The organism is Cryobacterium sp. HLT2-28 (genome assembly GCF_004402495.1).
GTDB classification, from domain to species: Bacteria; Actinomycetota; Actinomycetes; order Actinomycetales; family Microbacteriaceae; genus Cryobacterium; species Cryobacterium mannosilyticum.
The window spans coordinates 78,830-96,967 of sequence record NZ_SOFH01000005.1; the positions used below are offsets into that span (position 1 = coordinate 78,830).

At 67.2% G+C, this 18,138-nt stretch carries 14 protein-coding genes; 3 read left to right on the forward strand and 11 right to left on the reverse strand.

All coding sequences use genetic code 11. From position 1 onward, the window contains the following. Window positions 1–146: 146 nt before the first annotated feature. Entirely contained in the window at window positions 147–2,537 is a 2,391-nt protein-coding gene (locus tag E3O48_RS01405) for an excinuclease ABC subunit UvrA (protein ID WP_134537053.1), read from the forward strand. A gap of 25 nt (window positions 2,538–2,562) precedes the next feature. On the opposite strand, the gene E3O48_RS01410 is transcribed toward E3O48_RS01405, so the two are convergent. From E3O48_RS01410 to E3O48_RS01425, 4 genes are all read right to left on the reverse strand, one after another. Continuing rightward, window positions 2,563–3,894, reverse strand: a complete 1,332-nt coding sequence (locus E3O48_RS01410; protein WP_134537054.1) for a nitrate/nitrite transporter — start codon at window positions 3,892–3,894, stop codon at window positions 2,563–2,565. Beyond that, window positions 3,887–5,356 carry an FGGY-family carbohydrate kinase gene (locus tag E3O48_RS01415; RefSeq protein ID WP_198413002.1) on the reverse strand — a complete coding sequence of 490 codons (1,470 nt, stop codon included), beginning with the start codon at window positions 5,354–5,356 and terminating at the stop codon, window positions 3,887–3,889. The genes E3O48_RS01410 and E3O48_RS01415 overlap by 8 nt, the downstream gene beginning before the upstream one ends. 16 nt (window positions 5,357–5,372) lie before the next feature. Next, window positions 5,373–6,161, reverse strand: a complete 789-nt coding sequence (locus E3O48_RS01420; RefSeq protein ID WP_134537055.1) for an SDR family oxidoreductase — start codon at window positions 6,159–6,161, stop codon at window positions 5,373–5,375. A gap of 100 nt (window positions 6,162–6,261) precedes the next feature. Then, window positions 6,262–7,707 carry an FAD-binding oxidoreductase gene (locus E3O48_RS01425; protein WP_134537056.1) on the reverse strand — a complete coding sequence of 482 codons (1,446 nt, stop codon included), beginning with the start codon at window positions 7,705–7,707 and terminating at the stop codon, window positions 6,262–6,264. 279 nt (window positions 7,708–7,986) lie between these two features. Here E3O48_RS01425 and E3O48_RS01430 point away from each other — a divergent pair, with 279 nt between their 5' ends. Then, entirely contained in the window at window positions 7,987–8,562 is a 576-nt protein-coding gene (locus E3O48_RS01430; RefSeq protein WP_134507443.1) for a glycerol-3-phosphate responsive antiterminator, read from the forward strand. Between the two features lie 39 nt (window positions 8,563–8,601). Here E3O48_RS01430 and E3O48_RS01435 read toward each other — a convergent pair whose 3' ends face one another. Further along, a complete protein-coding gene (locus tag E3O48_RS01435; protein WP_134537057.1) occupies window positions 8,602–11,583 on the reverse strand; it encodes an aminotransferase in 2,982 nt (993 codons plus the stop codon). Between the two features lie 71 nt (window positions 11,584–11,654). Beyond that, window positions 11,655–12,446, reverse strand: a complete 792-nt coding sequence (locus E3O48_RS01440) for an MOSC domain-containing protein (RefSeq protein WP_134537058.1) — start codon at window positions 12,444–12,446, stop codon at window positions 11,655–11,657. A gap of 185 nt (window positions 12,447–12,631) precedes the next feature. Between E3O48_RS01440 and E3O48_RS01445 the strand changes: the two genes are divergently transcribed. Next, window positions 12,632–14,515, forward strand: coding sequence for an FAD-binding monooxygenase (locus E3O48_RS01445; RefSeq protein ID WP_134537059.1), 1,884 nt, complete (start codon window positions 12,632–12,634; stop codon window positions 14,513–14,515). A gap of 27 nt (window positions 14,516–14,542) precedes the next feature. Here E3O48_RS01445 and arfB read toward each other — a convergent pair whose 3' ends face one another. The 5 genes from arfB to E3O48_RS01470 form a co-directional block, all read right to left on the reverse strand. Next, window positions 14,543–14,965 carry an alternative ribosome rescue aminoacyl-tRNA hydrolase ArfB gene (arfB, locus tag E3O48_RS01450; protein WP_134537060.1) on the reverse strand — a complete coding sequence of 141 codons (423 nt, stop codon included), beginning with the start codon at window positions 14,963–14,965 and terminating at the stop codon, window positions 14,543–14,545. 69 nt (window positions 14,966–15,034) lie between these two features. Next, the gene (locus tag E3O48_RS01455) at window positions 15,035–15,973 is read right to left on the reverse strand and encodes a pseudouridine synthase (RefSeq protein WP_134537061.1); all 939 of its coding nucleotides are present in this window, start codon (window positions 15,971–15,973) and stop codon (window positions 15,035–15,037) included. Window positions 15,974–15,989: 16 nt separating this feature from the next. Next, entirely contained in the window at window positions 15,990–16,670 is a 681-nt protein-coding gene (locus tag E3O48_RS01460; RefSeq protein WP_134537062.1) for a histidine phosphatase family protein, read from the reverse strand. 117 nt (window positions 16,671–16,787) lie between these two features. Next, window positions 16,788–17,582 carry an SCO1664 family protein gene (locus tag E3O48_RS01465; RefSeq protein WP_134537063.1) on the reverse strand — a complete coding sequence of 265 codons (795 nt, stop codon included), beginning with the start codon at window positions 17,580–17,582 and terminating at the stop codon, window positions 16,788–16,790. Further along, the gene (locus tag E3O48_RS01470) at window positions 17,582–18,130 is read right to left on the reverse strand and encodes a DUF3090 domain-containing protein (RefSeq protein ID WP_134537064.1); all 549 of its coding nucleotides are present in this window, start codon (window positions 18,128–18,130) and stop codon (window positions 17,582–17,584) included. The genes E3O48_RS01465 and E3O48_RS01470 overlap by 1 nt, the downstream gene beginning before the upstream one ends. Window positions 18,131–18,138: the final 8 nt, after the last annotated feature.

Below are 18,138 nucleotides of genomic sequence, written 5' to 3' on the forward strand. Positions count from 1 at the left end.
AACCAGTCGTATGCTCGAAGCGGGTTGGATCGAGTCAGACGACGCCGGCGGGCAAACGCCCGCGGGCAAACGCCGACGGGCAAACGCCGACGGGCAGACGCCGACGGGCACCGCCAGGTCGGCCCGGCGCTACAGAGGGAGACACGATGAGCATCGCCACGCGCACGGACACGCAGACGCCGGCACTGCACGTTGCCGACAGCCACGATCGGATTCGCGTGCGGGGCGCGCGCGAGAACAACCTCAAGAACATCGACGTCGAGATCCCGAAGCGGCGGCTGACGGTGTTCACCGGCGTCTCCGGCTCCGGCAAGAGTTCGCTGGTATTCAGCACGATCGCCGCGGAGTCGCAGCGGATGATCAACGAGACCTACAGCGCCTTCGTTCAGGGCTTCATGCCGACGCTGGCGCGGCCCGACGTGGATGTGCTCGACGGGCTGAGCACCGCGATCATCGTCGACCAGGAGCGGATGGGCGCCAACCCCCGGTCCACCGTCGGCACCGTCACCGACGCCAACGCCATGCTGCGGATCGTCTTCAGCCGGCTCGGGCAGCCGCACATCGGCTCGCCGAAGGCCTACTCGTTCAACGTCGCCTCGATCAGCGGGGCCGGCGCCGTCTCGATCGAGCGCGGCGGGCAGACCGTCAAGGAGCGGCGCAGCTTCAGCATCACCGGCGGCATGTGCCCGCGCTGCGAGGGCATGGGCAACGTGACCGACCTCGACCTCGCCCAGCTCTACGACGACAGCAAATCACTGAACAGTGGGGCCCTCACCATCCCCGGCTACAGCATGGACGGCTGGTTCGGCCGCATCTTCAGCGGCTCGGGCTTCTTCGACCCGGACAAGCCGATCCGCGACTTCACCAAGACCGAGCTTCACAACCTGCTCTACAAGGAACCGACCAAGATCAAGGTCGACAACATCAACCTCACCTACGAGGGGCTGATCCCGAAGATCCAGAAGTCGATGCTGTCCAAGGACAAGGAGGCGATGCAGCCGCACATCCGGGCCTTCGTCGACCGGGCCGTCACCTTCACCACCTGCCCCGACTGCAACGGAACCCGGCTCAACGAGGGCGCCCGGTCCTCCACAATCGAGGGCATCAGCATCGCCGACGCCTGCGCCATGCAGATCAGCGACCTGGCCCAGTGGGTGCGCGGCCTCACCGAACCGTCCGTGGCGCCGCTGCTCGACGCGCTGCGGGAGAACCTCGAGTCGTTCGTGGAGATCGGCCTGGGCTACCTGTCGCTCGAACGGCCCACCGGCACGCTGTCCGGCGGCGAGGCGCAGCGGGTCAAGATGATCCGCCACCTCGGCTCCTCCCTCACCGACGTCACCTATGTGTTCGACGAGCCCACCATCGGGTTGCACCCCCATGACATCCAGCGGATGAACGGCCTGCTGCTGCGGCTCCGGGACAAGGGCAACACGGTGCTCGTCGTCGAGCACAAGCCGGAGACGATCACGATCGCCGACCACGTCGTCGACCTCGGCCCCGGCGCCGGTGCGGCGGGCGGCGAGGTCTGCTTCGAGGGCACGGTCGAGGAGCTGCGCACCAGCGGCACCCTCACCGGTCGCCACTTCGACGACCGGGCCGTCCTCAAACAGACGGTGCGGATGCCCGCCGGCTCGCTCGAGATCCGGGGCGCGACGGCGCACAACCTGCAGAGCGTCGACGTCGACGTGCCGCTCGGGGTGCTCGTCGTCGTCACGGGTGTCGCCGGCTCGGGAAAGAGCTCGCTCGTGCACGGCTCGATCCCCGCCGGCGACAATGTGGTCTCGATCGACCAGGGCGCGATCCGCGGCTCCAGGAGAAGCAACCCGGCGACCTACACCGGGCTGCTCGACCCGATCCGCAAGGCCTTCGCGAAGGCCAACGGGGTGAAGCCGGCACTGTTCAGCGCCAATTCCGAGGGTGCCTGCCCCGCCTGCAACGGCGCCGGCGTCCTCTACACCGATCTGGCGATGATGGCCGGCGTCGCCACCACCTGCGAGGAATGCGACGGGAAGCGGTTCCAGGCATCCGTGCTGGAGTACCACCTCGGCGGCCGCAACATCAGCGAGGTGCTCGAGATGTCGGTGACCGACGCCGAGGCATTCTTCGGCGCCGGGGAGGCGCGCACGCCGGCCGCGCACGCCATCCTGGACCGGCTCGCCGACGTGGGCCTCGGGTACCTCAGCCTCGGCCAGCCGCTCCCCACGCTGTCCGGCGGCGAGCGCCAGCGGCTCAAACTGGCCACACACATGGGCGAGAAGGGCGGCGTCTACGTGCTCGACGAACCGACCGCCGGCCTGCACCTCGCCGACGTCGAACGGTTGCTCGGCCTGCTCGACCGGCTCGTCGACTCCGGCAAGTCGGTGATCGTCGTCGAACACCACCAGGCGGTGATGGCGCACGCCGACTGGATCATCGACCTCGGCCCCGGTGCCGGGCATGACGGCGGCCGGATCGTCTTCGAGGGCTCCCCCGCCGACCTCGTCGCCGCCCGCTCCACCCTCACCGGCGAGCACCTCGCGGCCTACGTCGGAGCCTGACCGCGAGGAGACGCGCGTCCGGCCCTCAGCTGCCGGTCGTGTTGGCCGACGCCGCGGCGTGCTCTGAGCCTGCTTGCCCGGCCTCGGCGACCTTGCGCCTCTTGACCAGGACCGCGAAGTATGCGGCGGCAACGGCGCCAACCAGGCCGATACCGGCCGTGATCAGGAAGTACAGGTTGTTGGCGCTGGCCACGTCATCACCATAGGCGGTATAGATGGCGGCGCTGATCTGAGGCAGGACGATGTCGGGAAGGTACCCGACGAGCGAGATCAGCCCGATCGCGATGCCCGTCGCCGCCACAGGAACCCGGCAGTCTTCAAGCAGCGACCAGTAGACACCGCGGATGACGTAGACGAACAGTCCGACCAAGACCACCAGCACGTAGACCAGACCGATGGCAAAACCACCTGGCATGAGCGCCAACCCGATCAGCCCGACGGCCGCGGCCAGCATGGCGGCCGACAACACCCGAGACTTTCCGAGCTTGTCGGCGAGGTATCCACCACCGAATCCACCGATGGGCCGCATCCACATCACGACGACGGTGACGACTCCGGCGGCAACCGGGGTAACCGAGTGGTTCGTCGTCAGGTATCCGGAGAAGTAGTAGTACGCCCAGAAGAGGGTGTACCCACAGAACAGTGCGAACATCAAGACCCACACTTCACGGATCTTGAGGATGCGGCGAACGGCGGCGAACGTCGACTCGACCGGCTCGGCGTGGGTCTCCTCGGCTTTCATCTTCTCGTCGCTGGAAAGCACGAAGAAGAGCACAACGGCGAGCACGATGAGCACAGCGCAGTACATGTACACGACCGCCTGGAATCCTGCCGTGGTGTCGGTGATGTTCGACCCGCCGTCGCCGACGAACGCCGCGAAGATCCCGACCGCCACGGTGGCAAGGGCCGCTTCAACCACTCCTCGCCCGCCATCGAGGGCACCGAAGAATCTGCCTTCCTCGTTCTTCTCAGCGAGCAGGTTGACTGCCTTCAGGAGCGCACTCCAGAAGGTGAAGACGGAGGCAAAGCCCCAGACGAGGAAGACGTAGACCAAAGTCGACTTGTCCGGGATCTGGGCGTAGAACAATCCCGTGACCGCTGTGAGGGCCAACGAAAAGGTGATCATGTACTTCGTGGGGAATTTGTCGGCCAGCCATCCGCTGGGGAGGTAACCGATGACGAAGATGATGCCGAGCATCGAGTACAGATTTGCCAACTCGGCATTCGACATGTCGAAGACCTGCAGAATTGTCGCCTCAAAGTTCTGACGCAGGTACACCAACGGGTAGATGGAACCTCCCGCCAGAATCAGCAGCACGAGTTGGAAGATCTTCTTTGAGTGGCCGGTCTTATACATGTGCGATTGCCCCTTTGCGATCGTAGAGGATACGGTGCGTGCGTTGGAGGATGGCGTCGGTCTGCGCCGTGATGTCGACGGAGACCGCGCGGAGTTGGGTGTAGAGGTCGATGTTTTCGACGTTCGGCTCGAAGGTGTCCTCGCGATGCACCATCCTGCTGGAGGCGTCATCGAAGGTCGGGTACACACCGCAGGCGACGGCGACGCAGATGGCCGCGCCGAGGCCGGCTGCATTGCGCACCTCGTTGCGCACCACAGGAATGCCGAAGACATCGGCAAAGATCTGCATGCACAGGTCGCTGTAGGAACCGCCGCCGGAGACGACGAGAGTGTCGATGGTGATGCCCCGCTCCTCCTCCATGTTCACCATGTTCTGCTTCATGGTGAAGGCGATGCCCTCGAGGATCGAGCGGTACATGTGGGCATAGCCGTGGCGCTCATCGAAGCCGAGGAACATCCCCTTCTTGTACGGCTTGGTGGGCGGCGCGAGCCAGTCGAGCACGCACAGCAGGCCGTCACTGCCCGCCGGAACGTCAGACGCGACCGCGTTGAGGAAGTCGTCGCCGGTCATCCCTGCGGCTGCTGCGCCGTCGGTGATTTCCCGCCCGAGAAGGTTGCGGAGCCAGGAGACGGTCCACATGCCACGACGGATGCCTCCGCACTCGTAGATGTACCGGTGCGGTTCTGACGCGAAATTCGAGAAGAACGACGTCGGCTCGGCGACGAATTCCTTTCCGACGATCATGCCCGCGATGTACGTGCCCAGAGACACCAGGCCCGTCGTTTCGTCGCGGAGCCCTGCCCCGAGTGCTTCGGCGGCCTTGTCGTTTGCGGTGTGCACGACTGGAAGGCCCTGCGGGATTCCAGTGCTGGCCGCGAACTGCTCGTTCACGAAGCCGCCGACGTCGCCGGGCATCTGCAGCCGATACAACATGCTCCGGCTGACGTTGTACGTGTCGAATGTCTCCTGGTCGCTGAACCAGTCCCAGGTTCCAACGTCCATGGGCCATGGGCCGATGTAGTTGGCGATCGTGTCGGTCAGTTCGCCCGTGAGGCGCCCCATCAGGTAGCCCGATGTCGTTGTCACGTGTACAACGTCGTCGTTGGTCGGTTCGTAGGGCTTGGAGAGGCGTTCGTCCATCCAGCTCTGCACTGGCTCGACGAGAGTGCCGTCCGCGCGGGTGAGGGCGCGGCAACACCGGATGCTGCACAGGCCCACGCCGATGATGTCTGCCGGATCGCCCTGGAATGCCTGCATTGCACGCGACGCGGCGGCAACGATGGAGTCGTAGAGGTCGTCGTGTGGATGCTCGACAACGCCCGGTTCGGGTGTGTAGAGGGGCTCCAGGGCCTGGCTGGCTTCGCACACGACTCGTCCGTCGGTGTCAAAGATGACCACCTTCGAGCTTTGCGAGCCGCCGTCGATCCCCAGAATGTACTTCTTCGTCATTGTGAGATTCATGTTCAGGTCCCGGCGCTCAGCGCACCAGATAGCCCCCGTCGACGCTCAGGATGTGCCCGTTCACGTAGTCGGAGGCGCGGCTGGCGAGGAACACTGTCGCCCCCATGAGATCTTGCGTCTGACCCCAGCGGTTGGCCGGGATGTGATCGAGGACCCGCTGGTTGGTGTCGGGGTTGGCTCGGGTTGCGGTCGTGAGCTCGGTGGCGTAGTAGCCGGGGGCGATGCCGTTCACCTGGATTCCGAACTGCGCCAGCTCGTCGCAGTATGCCTTGGTGAATCCGGCGATGCCGTGCTTGGTGGCGGCGTAGGCGGGCGACCACTGGCCACCGAGGAAGGTGAACACCGAGCAGATGTTGATGATCTTGCCGCTGCGTTGCGGAATCATGTACTTGGCGCATTCGTGCGACATCTCGAAGGCAGCGGTCAGGTTGAGAGCAACCATCGGGTCCCACTGCGCGCGGGTGTACTTGGTGACGTCGGGCTCGTTGATGCTGCGGCCGGCGCAGTTCACGAGAATATCAATGCTGCCGAATTCCCGGACGCAGGCTTCAACAACTTTGTTGGGGTTTCCTTCGGCCGTGATGTCCGCCATGAGATACGAGTATTTTGAGCCGGCCGCCTCGACCAGCGCGCCGGTTTTCCCGTCGTCGGGCATGATGCTGACGGCGAACACGTTCGCACCGGCTTTGGCCAGCGCGAGGGTGAACGCCTGACCGAGCCCGGTGTTTCCACCGGTGACGATCGCGGTCTTGCCCTTGATTGAGAAGAAGTCCATCTGGAAGTCCGAGATGTTGACGTCAGTCATGCGTTTTCTCTGTTTCTTGTTCAGTGGGGTTGTGCGCGGGTGCGCCGGTCGGCACACGGTCATCGTGTGCCTTTCGGCGCACCCGCGCCGGAATGGGTGGCTACTTCTTGAGTGGGAAGATCGTTCCGCGGTTCATGATTCCGTTCGGATCGAACGCGGTTTTGAGGGTCTCGAGCATGTACAGCGACGAGCCGTATTCCTCGGCCAGGAAGTGCGTGCGGTGCTTTCCGACGCCGTGGTGGTGGCACATCGACCCGCCCAGCTTGAGGGTTTCCTCGACGATGATGTTCTGGATCGGGTCGTGGTAGGTGGCACGTTCTTCGGTGGGATCAACGTCGATCTTGTAGTAGTAGACGAAGTACATATTGGTTCCGTTGAGGTAGCTGTGGCTGGAGTGGCCGCCGAGCAGGCTGAACTCCGCCGAGATCTCATTCCGGATGCGAGCAAGCGCGTTGGTGTAGATGTCGTGGATGACGCTCCAATTGCCCGAGATCTCGGTGGTGAAACCGTTGATCAGGGTGTCCCGGATCTCGATTCGCTCCTCTTCGATCTTCGAGACGTCCCAGTTGAGGTTGTCGAACCAGTCCTCGATGAGCTTGTCCTCGACCCGATCCGCCGAGCCGAAGCCGGCGACGATCTCCTCGATGGCCGCTCCCGTCGCGTCGGCGATCGGCTTGGGTCCTTCGGCGACGAAGATGAGCACGCACCGCCCGTCGGAGAAGTGCTTGAAGTGGTACAGGCCGTCTTCCTTGTCGTAGAGGCGGGCAACGGACGGACGGTAACCCTGGGTGATGACCTCCCGGAGGATCTCCAGGCCGGTCTTCATGTCGTTCAGCAGGTAGCCGTAGAACTTGTTGTTCTCCGGGTAGTAGCGGAAGATCTTGACCGTGACCTCGGTGACGTAGTTGAACGCACCCTCATTGCCGATCACCAGGTGGCGGATGTCCGGCCCGGCCGCGCGTCTCGGCACGTTCTTGATGCGGCAGATCTGGCCGTTCGGGAAGACCGTTTCAACGCCGACGAGCATGTCTTCGATTCCACCGTAGAGGGTGGAGAACTGTCCGATGGAGCGGGTTGCGACCAGCCCGCCGTATTGCGCGAGGGGCTTGGACTGCGGCGAGTGCCCGGTGGTGTAGCCGATCTTACGGAGCTCATTCTCCAGGTCTTCGAGGCAGACGCCGCACTGCACGGTGGCCAGCATGTTGGCGGTGTCGATGCTCAGAATCTGGTTCATGCCGGAGCCGTCGACGACGATGGAGTCTTCGATCACCGTTTCGAGGCCGCCCTCAGTGGCTGAGCCTCCGGTCTTCGGAACGACGTTGATGCCGTTCTCGTTCGCGAATTTCAGCACCTGGGCAACCTCCTTGGGGGTGCCGGGCTTCACGACGGCCGCGGGCAACGGCAAGGCGTAGATGCCGAAGATGTTCTCGACTTTGTAGTACCGATCTGCGCTGTTGTCCTTCAACGTCTGCTCGTCGGTGATGACTCGCTCGCTACCGAGGATGTCAACGTAGGCACTAACGATCTGTTCACGGGTGAGGCGCATTATTCGACTGGTTCCGTTCGTTCTAGGTGTTCGTGTTTTGCGGTGTGAGGCACTGAACCCACCACTTCGTGGATTAACGACAAAAAAAGAACAGCGATCCCCTCAGAAGAGGGGGTCGCTGTTCTCTAAGTTTTAAGCAACAGTCCCGAACCAGGTCCGGAACGCGTGTGAAGTTGAAGGTTGAGCGGAAGCCTAGCATGGCCATTCGTCTCCCGCGCAAGCAGGTTCTCGAATGAGGCGCGTGGAACCGTGCCTGAGTCGCCCGGTAGAGTTCAGCGCATGGCTGACGAATCGTCCCGGATCAGCGACGTCATGTCGCTTCACCCCGTAATCGCGAGCATCAAGGATGAAGACGGGCTCAGGGCGGTTTTGCGTGCCCCCTGCCCTGTCGTCTTCGTTCTCTTCGGATCCGTGATGACCATTCAGGGCATCGTTGCGACCCTGAAGAACGCCGAGAAGACGGTATTCGTGGATGTGGACCTGCTCGACGGCTTTTCGAGCAAACCGATCGCAGTCGATTTCCTGAAGGCTCACACCCAAACCGACGGAGTTCTGAGTTCAAAGACCATCATGGTGAAGGCGGCGAAGGCTGCCGGCCTGATGGCTGTCCATCGACTGTTCCTCGTTGATTCCCTCAGCTACAACAACGTGTCCAAACAGGTGAAGATTTCGGAACCGGATGCCATCATGATCCTGCCAGGATGCATGCCGCGAGTGCTCTCCTGGGTGCGCGCCGACACCAACCTTCCCCTGATCGCGGGGGGATTGGTCTGCGACAAGGAAGACGTGATGGCCGCCCTGAACGCCGGCGCCAATGCGATCGCGTCTTCGAATCGCGGCGTCTGGCTGATGTAGCGGCCACCCGGCTCTGTGGTGCGCCAATCGGCGCCGGCGTTACCAGCCGTCGCTCAGCACCTGGTCGAGCGCGTCCACGAAGAAATCCGCGCTCTCCCGGCTCAGGCACAGGGGCGGCTTGATCTTCAGCACGTTCTGCCGCTCGGAAGTCGGCTGCACGATCACGCCGAGCTCCAGCATCCGTTCGCAGATGGCGGCGGTCTCGCTCGTCGCCGGCTCGAGGGTGTCCCGGTCGCGCACGAGTTCCACCCCCAGGTACAGGCCCAGGCCGTGCACCATCCCGATCAGCGGATGCCGCTCCGCGAGTTCCGCGAGCCGGCCTGCCAGGTGCCGGCCGACGGCATCCGCGTTCTGCTGGAGGGATTCGTCCCGGATGACGTCGAGCACCGCGAGGCCCGCGACGCAGCCGACCGGGCTGCCGCCGGCCGAGGAGAAGAAGTTGCCCTCCCCGGCCAGGGATTCGGCGATGTCCCGGCGGGTGAGCACCGCGCCGAGCGGATAGCCGTTGCCCATGGCCTTGGCCACCGTGATGATGTCGGGCACCACGCCCTGCTGCGCCGCACCCCAGAAGTGGCTGCCCAGCCGGCCGTAGCCCACCTGCACCTCGTCGGCGATGCACAGCCCGCCGCGGGCGCGGACCTGCTCATAGGCGAGCGCGAGGTAGCCCGGCGGCGGGACGACCCCGCCGGCGTTGCCCAGCACGGGCTCGCAGATGAAGGCGGCCAGGTCAGCCCCCGGGCCGTTCGGAGCATCGAGCAGCCGGGCCAGATCGGCCGCGTATCCCTGCGCCGCCCCGGTGCCGCGATGCGTCCCGCGATACGCGTTGGGAACATCCGCGATGTGCACCCAGCCGGGCCGGGAGGCCGCGGCGTGGGGGTTGTCGAAGGCCGAGGTGGACACCGCGTCGGAGGCCATCGTCCAGCCGTGGTAGCCCTCTCTGAGGGCGACGACGCCGTCGCGGCCGGTGTGGATCCGGGCCAGGCGCAGGGCCAGGTCCACGGCCTCGCTGCCGCTGTTGACCAGCAGCACGGTGTCGAGTGAGGGGTCAGGCGCTGTCGCCACGATCCGTTCGCAGAGATCGGCGAGCGCCGAGTAGAGAAAACGGGAGTTCGTGTTGAGCAGCTGCAACTGGTCGCTGACGGCCCGGCTGAACCGGGGATGGCTGTGTCCGATCACGGCGACGTTGTTGACAATGTCGACGTAGGAGCGCCCGCGGGTGTCGACGAGCAGTTCCCGCCAGCCGCGTTCGATCTGCGGCGGCTGTTCGTAGTACTTCTCCTGCGCGGCGGCCATCACCCTGCCGCGCCGGGCCAGTTCGGTCGCCGGATCGGCGACGGATGCCCGCGCGGCCAGCCCCAGCAACCGCGCCGGGTCCGGCACGAGGGTTGCCCACGCCGCGGCGCGGGAGGTCTGCGCGAAGGGCGGGGCGGCATCCGGGGCCGCCAGCCCCGGGCGGGCGAACTCCTGCACGGTCACCCGGCCGACCGGGCCCGCCGCCGACTCCCGGTCGCCGTTCGGGCGGGCAACACCCAGTGGCTCCCCCGCGGCGACCCACGCTCCCGGCACCTGGTTCGACGCGATCCCGCCGATGCGCAGTTCGAAACCGGCCAGGGCCAGAACCAGATGGTCGTCGCCGACCTCGGCGACCTCGGCGACCTCGGGCGCCACGATCTCCGACCCGGCAGGCAGGAAGACCTCGGTGAAGAGGGCGAAGGTGTGAGGTTCCGCGTGCGAGCGCGGCGGGGTTCGGGTGAGCCGGAACTGCCCATAGGGGGCGACGGCCGCGGTGCGCCGGGCGAGGGCTGCACGCGCGAGCTGCCATTCGGCATCCGTCTGCTGCCAGAGGCCGTCGGCCAGCAATGGGCTGGTCACAGAGAAGTCGAGCACCTCGTAGTCGCCGCCGGCCAGCGCGGGGATCATCGGGAGGAACGTTTCCGGCTCGGCCGGGGCGTGCGGCGGCCGGCCGAGCGCCAGCCGGATGGTCGCTTCCGCCTCCTCCCAGCCGATCGCGCTGGCCGCGGCGAAGACGCGCCACTCCGCGTCCATCCGGTGCCTGGCATAGTCGTTGTCCTCGTCGATCCGCACCTGCTGCTCGCCGCTGGCCACCAGCACCGCCCCGCGCAGCACGATCAGCGGCCACAGCGCGACGATCTCGTCGTCGGTCAGGGGAACCACCTCGTCGAAGGCGACGATCGCCGCAAGGGCGGCGAACGGATTGTCCGGCACGTGGTGCAGCACGGATGCGGCGGTGACCGCGAGTTCCGCGATCAGCCACCCTGTTCCGAGGTCGCCGAAGTCGATCACCCCGTCGGGGAGGTGGTGGCCGTTCGGCAGCACCCGGCAGATCACATTGTCATCGGTGATGTCCCCGTGGATCGTCTGCAGCCGGAGGGCCGGGATCACCGTCGCCAGGCGCGCGGCGGCGCTGTCGGCGATGGCGCGGAGCCGTGCCCGGGTGTCCTCCTCCGGCACCCAGTGCACCAGCAGGTCGACCACTGCCTTGGCGTTGCGCAGGTCCCACTGCAGCGTGCGGTCGAGCCCCGCCGCCGCGAAGTCCTGCAGGTGCAGAGCCGTGGTGCCCGAGAGCCGGCCCAGCGCCCTGACCACCGGCGGGGCCAGATAGCCCTGGGCCTCGAGGGAGGGCCCCTCGATGAAGGTCAGCAGCCGAACCGGGAGGGCGCCATCCGTTGCCGGCCAGTACTGACGGATGTTGCCGTCCAGCCCGCGCACCGGCTGCGGCACCCGCATTCCGCGCGCGGACAGGTGCTCCATCACCGCGTCCTGCGCGGCCAGCTCGGAGGCGGAGAAGGCGGGATTGTCGACCTTGAGCACGTAACGCGGCGCCCCGTCACTGGATGCGGCGTCGCGGGAGCCGATCAGGAAGTTGCGGTCCTGCTGGCTGCCGAGCTCGCGGGCCGTGCCCGTGATCCCGAAGAGGGACGCGGCCATGGTCTCGGCGTCCGCCGCGGTGACGTCCGGGCGCACGAGTCCCTGCCCACTGAAGAAATCAAAACCTGGCACGTCGACGCTCCTCGCAGATGGGGCAGTGAATCCTGCCAGTTTGGCACCACCGCGACCCGATCACCGCCCGGCTACGTCGGCGACCGACCTGGCCCGCTGAGAGGGCGCAAGCTGGCCCGGTCACCCAGCGAGACGGTGCCCGGGCGGATCACCCGGGCATAGACGCCGAACTCGATCTCGCCGGCGTTGAGCCGGTAACCGGCGAGCGTCTTGAGCAGGCTCGTGCCGCGTGCCCCGGTGTCCGGCTCGAGGTCGATGACCGCGCACCGCGGGATCCCGTGCCCCACGAGCAGCCGGGCACCGCCCAGGTCCAGTTCCCGGCCGGCCCAGGAATCCTCGGCGTGAGCCGCGGCGTCGCCGGTGTCGATCGTGAAAGTCGACCGGAACCGGCGCTCGTCGACGATGATCCCGGCCTCGTCGGCCAGGCGACCCAGCGACCCGGTCGTGGAGAGCGTGACGGAATCCCCGTAGACCACCGCACCCACGACGGAGCAGCGTGCCAGCACGACCGCTCGCCCGAGAAGCCGGGAGAATTCTTGGGCCCAGGGCCCGTGGACCACCTCCATGGCGGCGGCACGGCCCCAGTAGTCGAGTGCGAGGCGGCGCCCGCTCATCCGGGGAACCGCCTCGATGCGTTGCCCGTCGATCTCCACCGACAGCACCCCGTCGTCCCAGCGCGCGCCGCAGGTCACCAGAGACGGATGCTCAACGGTCCTGATGACCTGTCCGACCTCCAGATCGACGACCGCGAAGACCCGGTCTCCGACCGGCCCATCCGGCCCGAGCAGAACGTGGCTCCGCGACCGGTGGCGACCGCCCTTGAGCGCGCAAACACCGATGCCGTGCACGTGCATGATGATCACCACCCAATCGGCCGGATGCGGCCCAGCACAGCGTACCCAACAGCGCGCGGGGCCGTGCGCCCAGCATTGACCACACCACTGACCGCCAAATAATATATGATTCAACAAGCGATAATCGAACTGCGCGTTCCATTATCGAATCGACAGTGCCGTCCGATTCGCCCACACAGAGAAGTGAGGAAGCCGTGCAGTTCCACCACCACGGATACGTGTCCACCGATCCCCGCATACAAGACGCCGCGGGCGTCGGCCTCGATCGCCCCGACGAGCTCCCCGAGAACGTCGACGTTCTCATCGTCGGCACCGGCCCCGCGGGCATGATCACCGCCGCCCAGCTCTCTAAGTTCCCGGGCATCACCACCCGCATCGTGGAGCGCCGCGGCGAACGCCTGGCGATCGGGCAGGCCGACGGCATCCAGGCCCGCAGCGTCGAGACCTTCCAGGCGTTCGGCTTCGCGGAGCGCATCATCGCCGAGGCCTACCGCATCACCGAGATGGCGTTCTGGAAACCCGACCCCGCAGACCCGTCCCGCATCGTGCGCACCGCCCGCGCCGTCGACGACCCCACCGGCATCAGCGAGTTCCCGCACCTGATCGTCAACCAGGCCCGCGTGCTGGACTACTTCGGCGAGGTGATGGCCGATTCGCCGACGCGGATGAAACCCGATTTCGGCTTCGACTTCCACAGCCTCGTGAACACCGACTCGGGCGAGTATCCCGTGACGGTGACGCTCGTGCACACGACCGGGGAACGGGCGGGCCAGGAGCGCATCGTGCACGCCAAGTACGTGGTCGGCGCCGACGGCGCCCGGAGCGCCGTGCGCGACTCGATCGGCGCCGTGATGGCCGGCGACCAGGCCTTCCACGCCTGGGGAGTGATGGACGTCCTCGCGGTCACCGACTTCCCTGACATCCGCACGAAGTGCGCGATCCAGTCCGGCTCGGGCGGGAACATCCTGCACATCCCCCGGGAGGGCGGCTACCTGTTCCGCATGTACGTCGACCTGGGCGAGGTGGCCCCCGACGACAACGGGGCCGTGCGCAAGACGACGATCGAGGAGATCATCGCGAAGGCGAACGAGATCCTGCACCCCTACACGCTGGACGTGAAGAACGTGGCCTGGCACAGCGTGTACGAGGTCGCCCACCGGCTCACCGACCGGTTCGACGACGTGCTCCCCCACGAGATCGGCACCCGCACCCCGCGCGTGTTCATCACCGGTGACGCCTGCCACACGCACAGCGCCAAGGCCGGCCAGGGCATGAACGTGTCCATGCAGGACGGCTTCAACCTGGGCTGGAAGCTCGCCTATGTGCTCGACGGTCGCAGCCCCGAGTCGCTGCTCGGCACCTACTCCGCCGAACGCCAGGTGATCGCGAAGAACCTGATCGACTTCGACAAGGAGTGGTCGAGCCTGATGGCGACGAGGCCGGAGGACCTCGAGGTGCCGCTGGAAGACTTCTACACCCGAACGGCCGAGTTCCCGGCCGGTTTCATGACCCAGTACCCGCCGTCGATGCTGGTCGGCGAGGCAACGCACCAGGATCTCGCCACCGGGTTCCCGGTCGGCAAGCGCTTCAAGTCCGCCCCGGTCGTGCGGGTCGCCGACGCCAACCCCGTGCAGCTCGGGCACCACCACCGTGCCGACGGACGCTGGCGGGTGTACGCGTTCGCGGATGCCCACCTCTCCGGTGAGCCCTCGGCCCTCGCCGACTGGGCGCACTGGCTTCAGACCTCGCCCGAGTCGCCGCTTGGCGTGCACACCCCCGCGGGCAGCGATATCGACAGCGTCTTCGATGTCAAGGTGGTCTACCAGCAGGACCACACCGGCGTCGACGTCGGCCGGGTGCCCGAGGCGTTCCTGCCCAGGACCGGCCCGTTCGAGCTGATCGACTACGAGAAGCTGTACGCCGCCGACCCGGAGCACGACATCTTCGAGCTCCGCGGGATCAGCCGGGACGGCGCCGTCGTCGTCGTGCGCCCCGACCAGTACGTGGCGAACGTGCTGCCCCTGGCCGCGACGGGCGAGCTGGCCGCGTTCTTCCGGCAGATGCTGCTCCCCCGGTAGACGTCACCGCCCGGCGGCCGCGCTCCGCTACTCGGCGGGCGGGCGCTGCCGTTGCCGTTTGGTTTCCGACCGCTGCTGCTTGGCGGCCAGGTGCCGCCGGCCCGACCCTCGGGTGGGTTTGGTCGGGCGGCGGGGAGCCGCCGCGGGGGCGAGCCCGTCGGCGACGAGGTCGGCGAGCTTGGCCAGGGCGATCTCGCGATTGCGCAGCTGCGATCGCCGCTCTGAGGCGGTCACGGTGATCACCCCGGCGATGAGCCGCCGGCCGAGGCGGGTGATCAGCAGCATCCGCTGATCGTCGGTGAACGCGGCCGACTCGGCGACGTTCCAGAACAGTTCGACCCGGCTGTCCGAGGTGTTGACGTGCTGGCCGCCCGGGCCGGACGACCGCGAGAACCGCCAGCCGAGTTCCGACGCGGGAATCGTGAGCGCGGGTGACACCTCCAGGTCCATCCCCCCAGCGTGGCACGATCCGAGGTCGAGCGAGCGCCGCACGGGGCTCTGAGAGCGAACGCGTTGCGCTCAGGCGGAGCCGGCTGGGGGTTCGCCGTGCAGCGGCAGCGTGCGCACGCTCTCGAACTCGCGCAATCGGCCGTCCACGGGGTCGGTGAATCGCACCTCGCTGGCCAGGAGCTGCAGCGGGCGGGTGAAGTCGTCGATCTCGACGTCCTGGACGACCGGGTACACCGGGTCATCGATGATGGGAATGCCGAGGCCCAGCATGTGCATCCGCAGCTGATGCGTGCGCCCGGTCCTCGGCGTCAGCCGGTAGACGGCCGCGTCCTCGACGACCGTCTCCAGCTCGATCAGCGACTCCGCGTTGGGCGGCAGGTCGGCCACCAGCTCGGCCTGCCACTGGCCTCGGCGCGTGGTGAGGTGGTTGCGCACGGTGACGGGCAGATCCAGATCGGGCCGCAGCGGGGCCAGCGCCCGGTAGGTCTTGCCGACCTCGCCGCGCTGGAACATCGACTGGTACGCCCCGCGCCAGCGTCGTTCGGTGGCCAGGATCAGCAGCCCCGACGTCACCCGGTCCAGCCGGTGCAGCGGCGAGAGCTCAGGCAGTCCGAGCTCGGCGCGCAGGCGCACCACCACGCTCTGCAGAACGTGCCGGCCGCGGGGGATGCTCGAGAGAAAGGCCGGCTTGTCGATCACCACGATTCGCGCGTCCTGGTGCACGATGTGGACGATCCCGGGCACGAAGGCCTCATCGGCGAGATCCCGGTGGAACCAGACGAAGGTGTGCGGCGCATACGGGTCGCCGTCGGCGACCGGCGTGCCCGAGTGGTAGGTGAAGCGCTCCCCGGCCAGAAACCCGGTCACGTCGACGAACTCGGACAACCGCTCGTTCAGCCAGGCGCCCATGCTCGGCCACGGGTGCGCTGGGGCGCTGCCCCGTTCCGGGGTGCACACCCACGCCGCATCGAGCCCGTGACGTTGCGGCAAGGGTGAACGCGGGGGCATCACCGTATCGTACGTCTCACGCGACCTGCCCGCACGAGGAGTCGACGCCCGCGGCGGCCCACTTCCCCTCCTGCCAGGACACACTGACCACGCCACAATTCGGCACGCTCGCGCCGAAGCGATGTTCGGGCACCAGGCTGCGAAGCAGGCTCCCGAGCACACTTCCGTGGGTCACCACGAGCACGTCGCCGGCATCCTGCTCGGCTGCGCGCCCTGCCGCGGCGACCACGATCTCGAGTGCGGCCGTGACGCGTGCGGTGACATCGGCCCCGGTCTCGGCGCGGCCGATCGGGTCGAGGCGATGGATGCTGTCGATGACGCTGTCGAAGCCGTCGGCCGTCACTCCCGGCCAGTCGGCCGGGCTCGGGGCGTAGCGTTTGCCGTGCGCCTCGAAGACCGGCGTCCAGAGGTCGGCGTTGGGCTGGCCCTCCCAGCTGCCGAAGTGCCACTCGCGCAGTTCCCGCAGCGGCGTCGGCTCCAGCTGGGGATGCCCGGCGAGCGCCGCCGTCATCGTCGTGCGGGTGCGGGTGAGATCGCTCACGAACGCCGCGGCCAGCGGAACGTCACGCATCCGTTCGCAGAGGGCGGCGGCCTGGCGTTCGCCGCGTTCGGTCAGCGGAGAGTCGCACCAGCCCTGCAGTTGCCCGCTGACGTTGAAAAGGGTTTCCGCGTGCCGGACGAAGTGGATCTGGGCCATGGTGGGTGAGGCCTTTCGGTTGTCTGGAGCATTCCGGGCGCGCAACAGCGCCGAAAATCGGAATCAGGCCAGGAAGAATTGGGGGCCGGTCAAAAGTCTAGGCCGAGAGAATCGCTCTCAGAACAGCGGCCAGGGCACCGCGGGCATCTGCCCGTGCGGGGCGGGGAATCGCCCTTCGGCGCGCAACCGGTCGCAGCGTGCGGCGAGGGCGGCGATCTCCGGGTCGCTGAGCAACCCGGCGAGGGTCTCCCCGAGCCCGCCGGCCAGCTGGGAGACGACCCGGTCGATCCCGGCCAGCTCCTCGGCGGTGAGCGCCTCACCTATCCACCCCCAGAGCACGGTGCGCAGCTTGTGGTCGGCGTGGAAGGTGAGTCCGTGGTCGACGCCGTGACGGTGGCCGCCCGGCATCGCGAGGATGTGGTCGCCCTTGCGATCGGCGTTGTTCACGACGATGTCGAACACCGCCATCCGTCGCAGCGCGGCCGAGTCCTCGTGGATGAGCGTGACCTGGTCGCCCTGCTCGTCCGTCCCGTCGAGCACGGGGCGCCAGCCCGCCTCGGGCACGGCTCCCGATCCGACCAGGTCGACGGCATCCTGTTCGGGGTCGGACTCCTGCCAGAGCTGCACCATCCCCCGGCCCATCGGGCCGTCGCGCAGCCAGGTGCGGGGCACCACGTTCCAGCCGAAGACCTCCGAGACCAGGTACGCCGCGACCTCCCGGCCGGCGAGATCGCCGTCGGGGAAATCCCACAACGGATGCTCGCCGGCGATGGGCTTGTAGACGACCGTGACGCCGCCGATGCTGCCGAGGAAGGTCGCGTTCGAGGCCGTCGTGATCCGGCCCGTGAGCTCGAGCTCGCCGTCGCGGAGGTCGGTATCGGCATCCGCGTCGGAGCCGGCCTCGGGCGGCATCAGGGACTGCCGGGGAGGGCGCAGGTGTGCCCGTCCTCGTCGATGGGCTCGCCGCAGAACGGGCAGAGTGGGCGGCCTGCCCCCACCACTTCGCGGGTGCGCTTCGCGAACGCCCGGGCGGTGCCGACCGGCATCCGCACCAGCAGCACATCCTCCGGCTCCGGCGCGGCCTCGTCGAACTCGTCGGCCTCGCCCTCCAGGAGCGGGTAGGCCTCGACCACGACCTGCACGGTCGAGGGGTCCCAGGCCAGGCTCATCGAGCCGGTGCGGAATTCCTCCGCGACCGGCTCGTCCAGCGGGTCGTTGTCGACGAGTTCGACGGGAGTGCTGGTGGGGATGCTGAACGGGTTGCCCGTGTGGCTCATCAGCTGGTCGAGCATCTCGTCGATCTTCTCGGCGAGCAGCGCGGACTGCTGCTTCTCCAGCGCGACGCTGACGATGCGGGCTCCGTCGCGCACCTGAAGATAGAACGTGCGCGACCCGGGCTGGCCGATGGTGCCGACGACGACCCGGTCCGGCCAGTCGAACTCGTGGACGATTGTGGGCATGTGGGTAT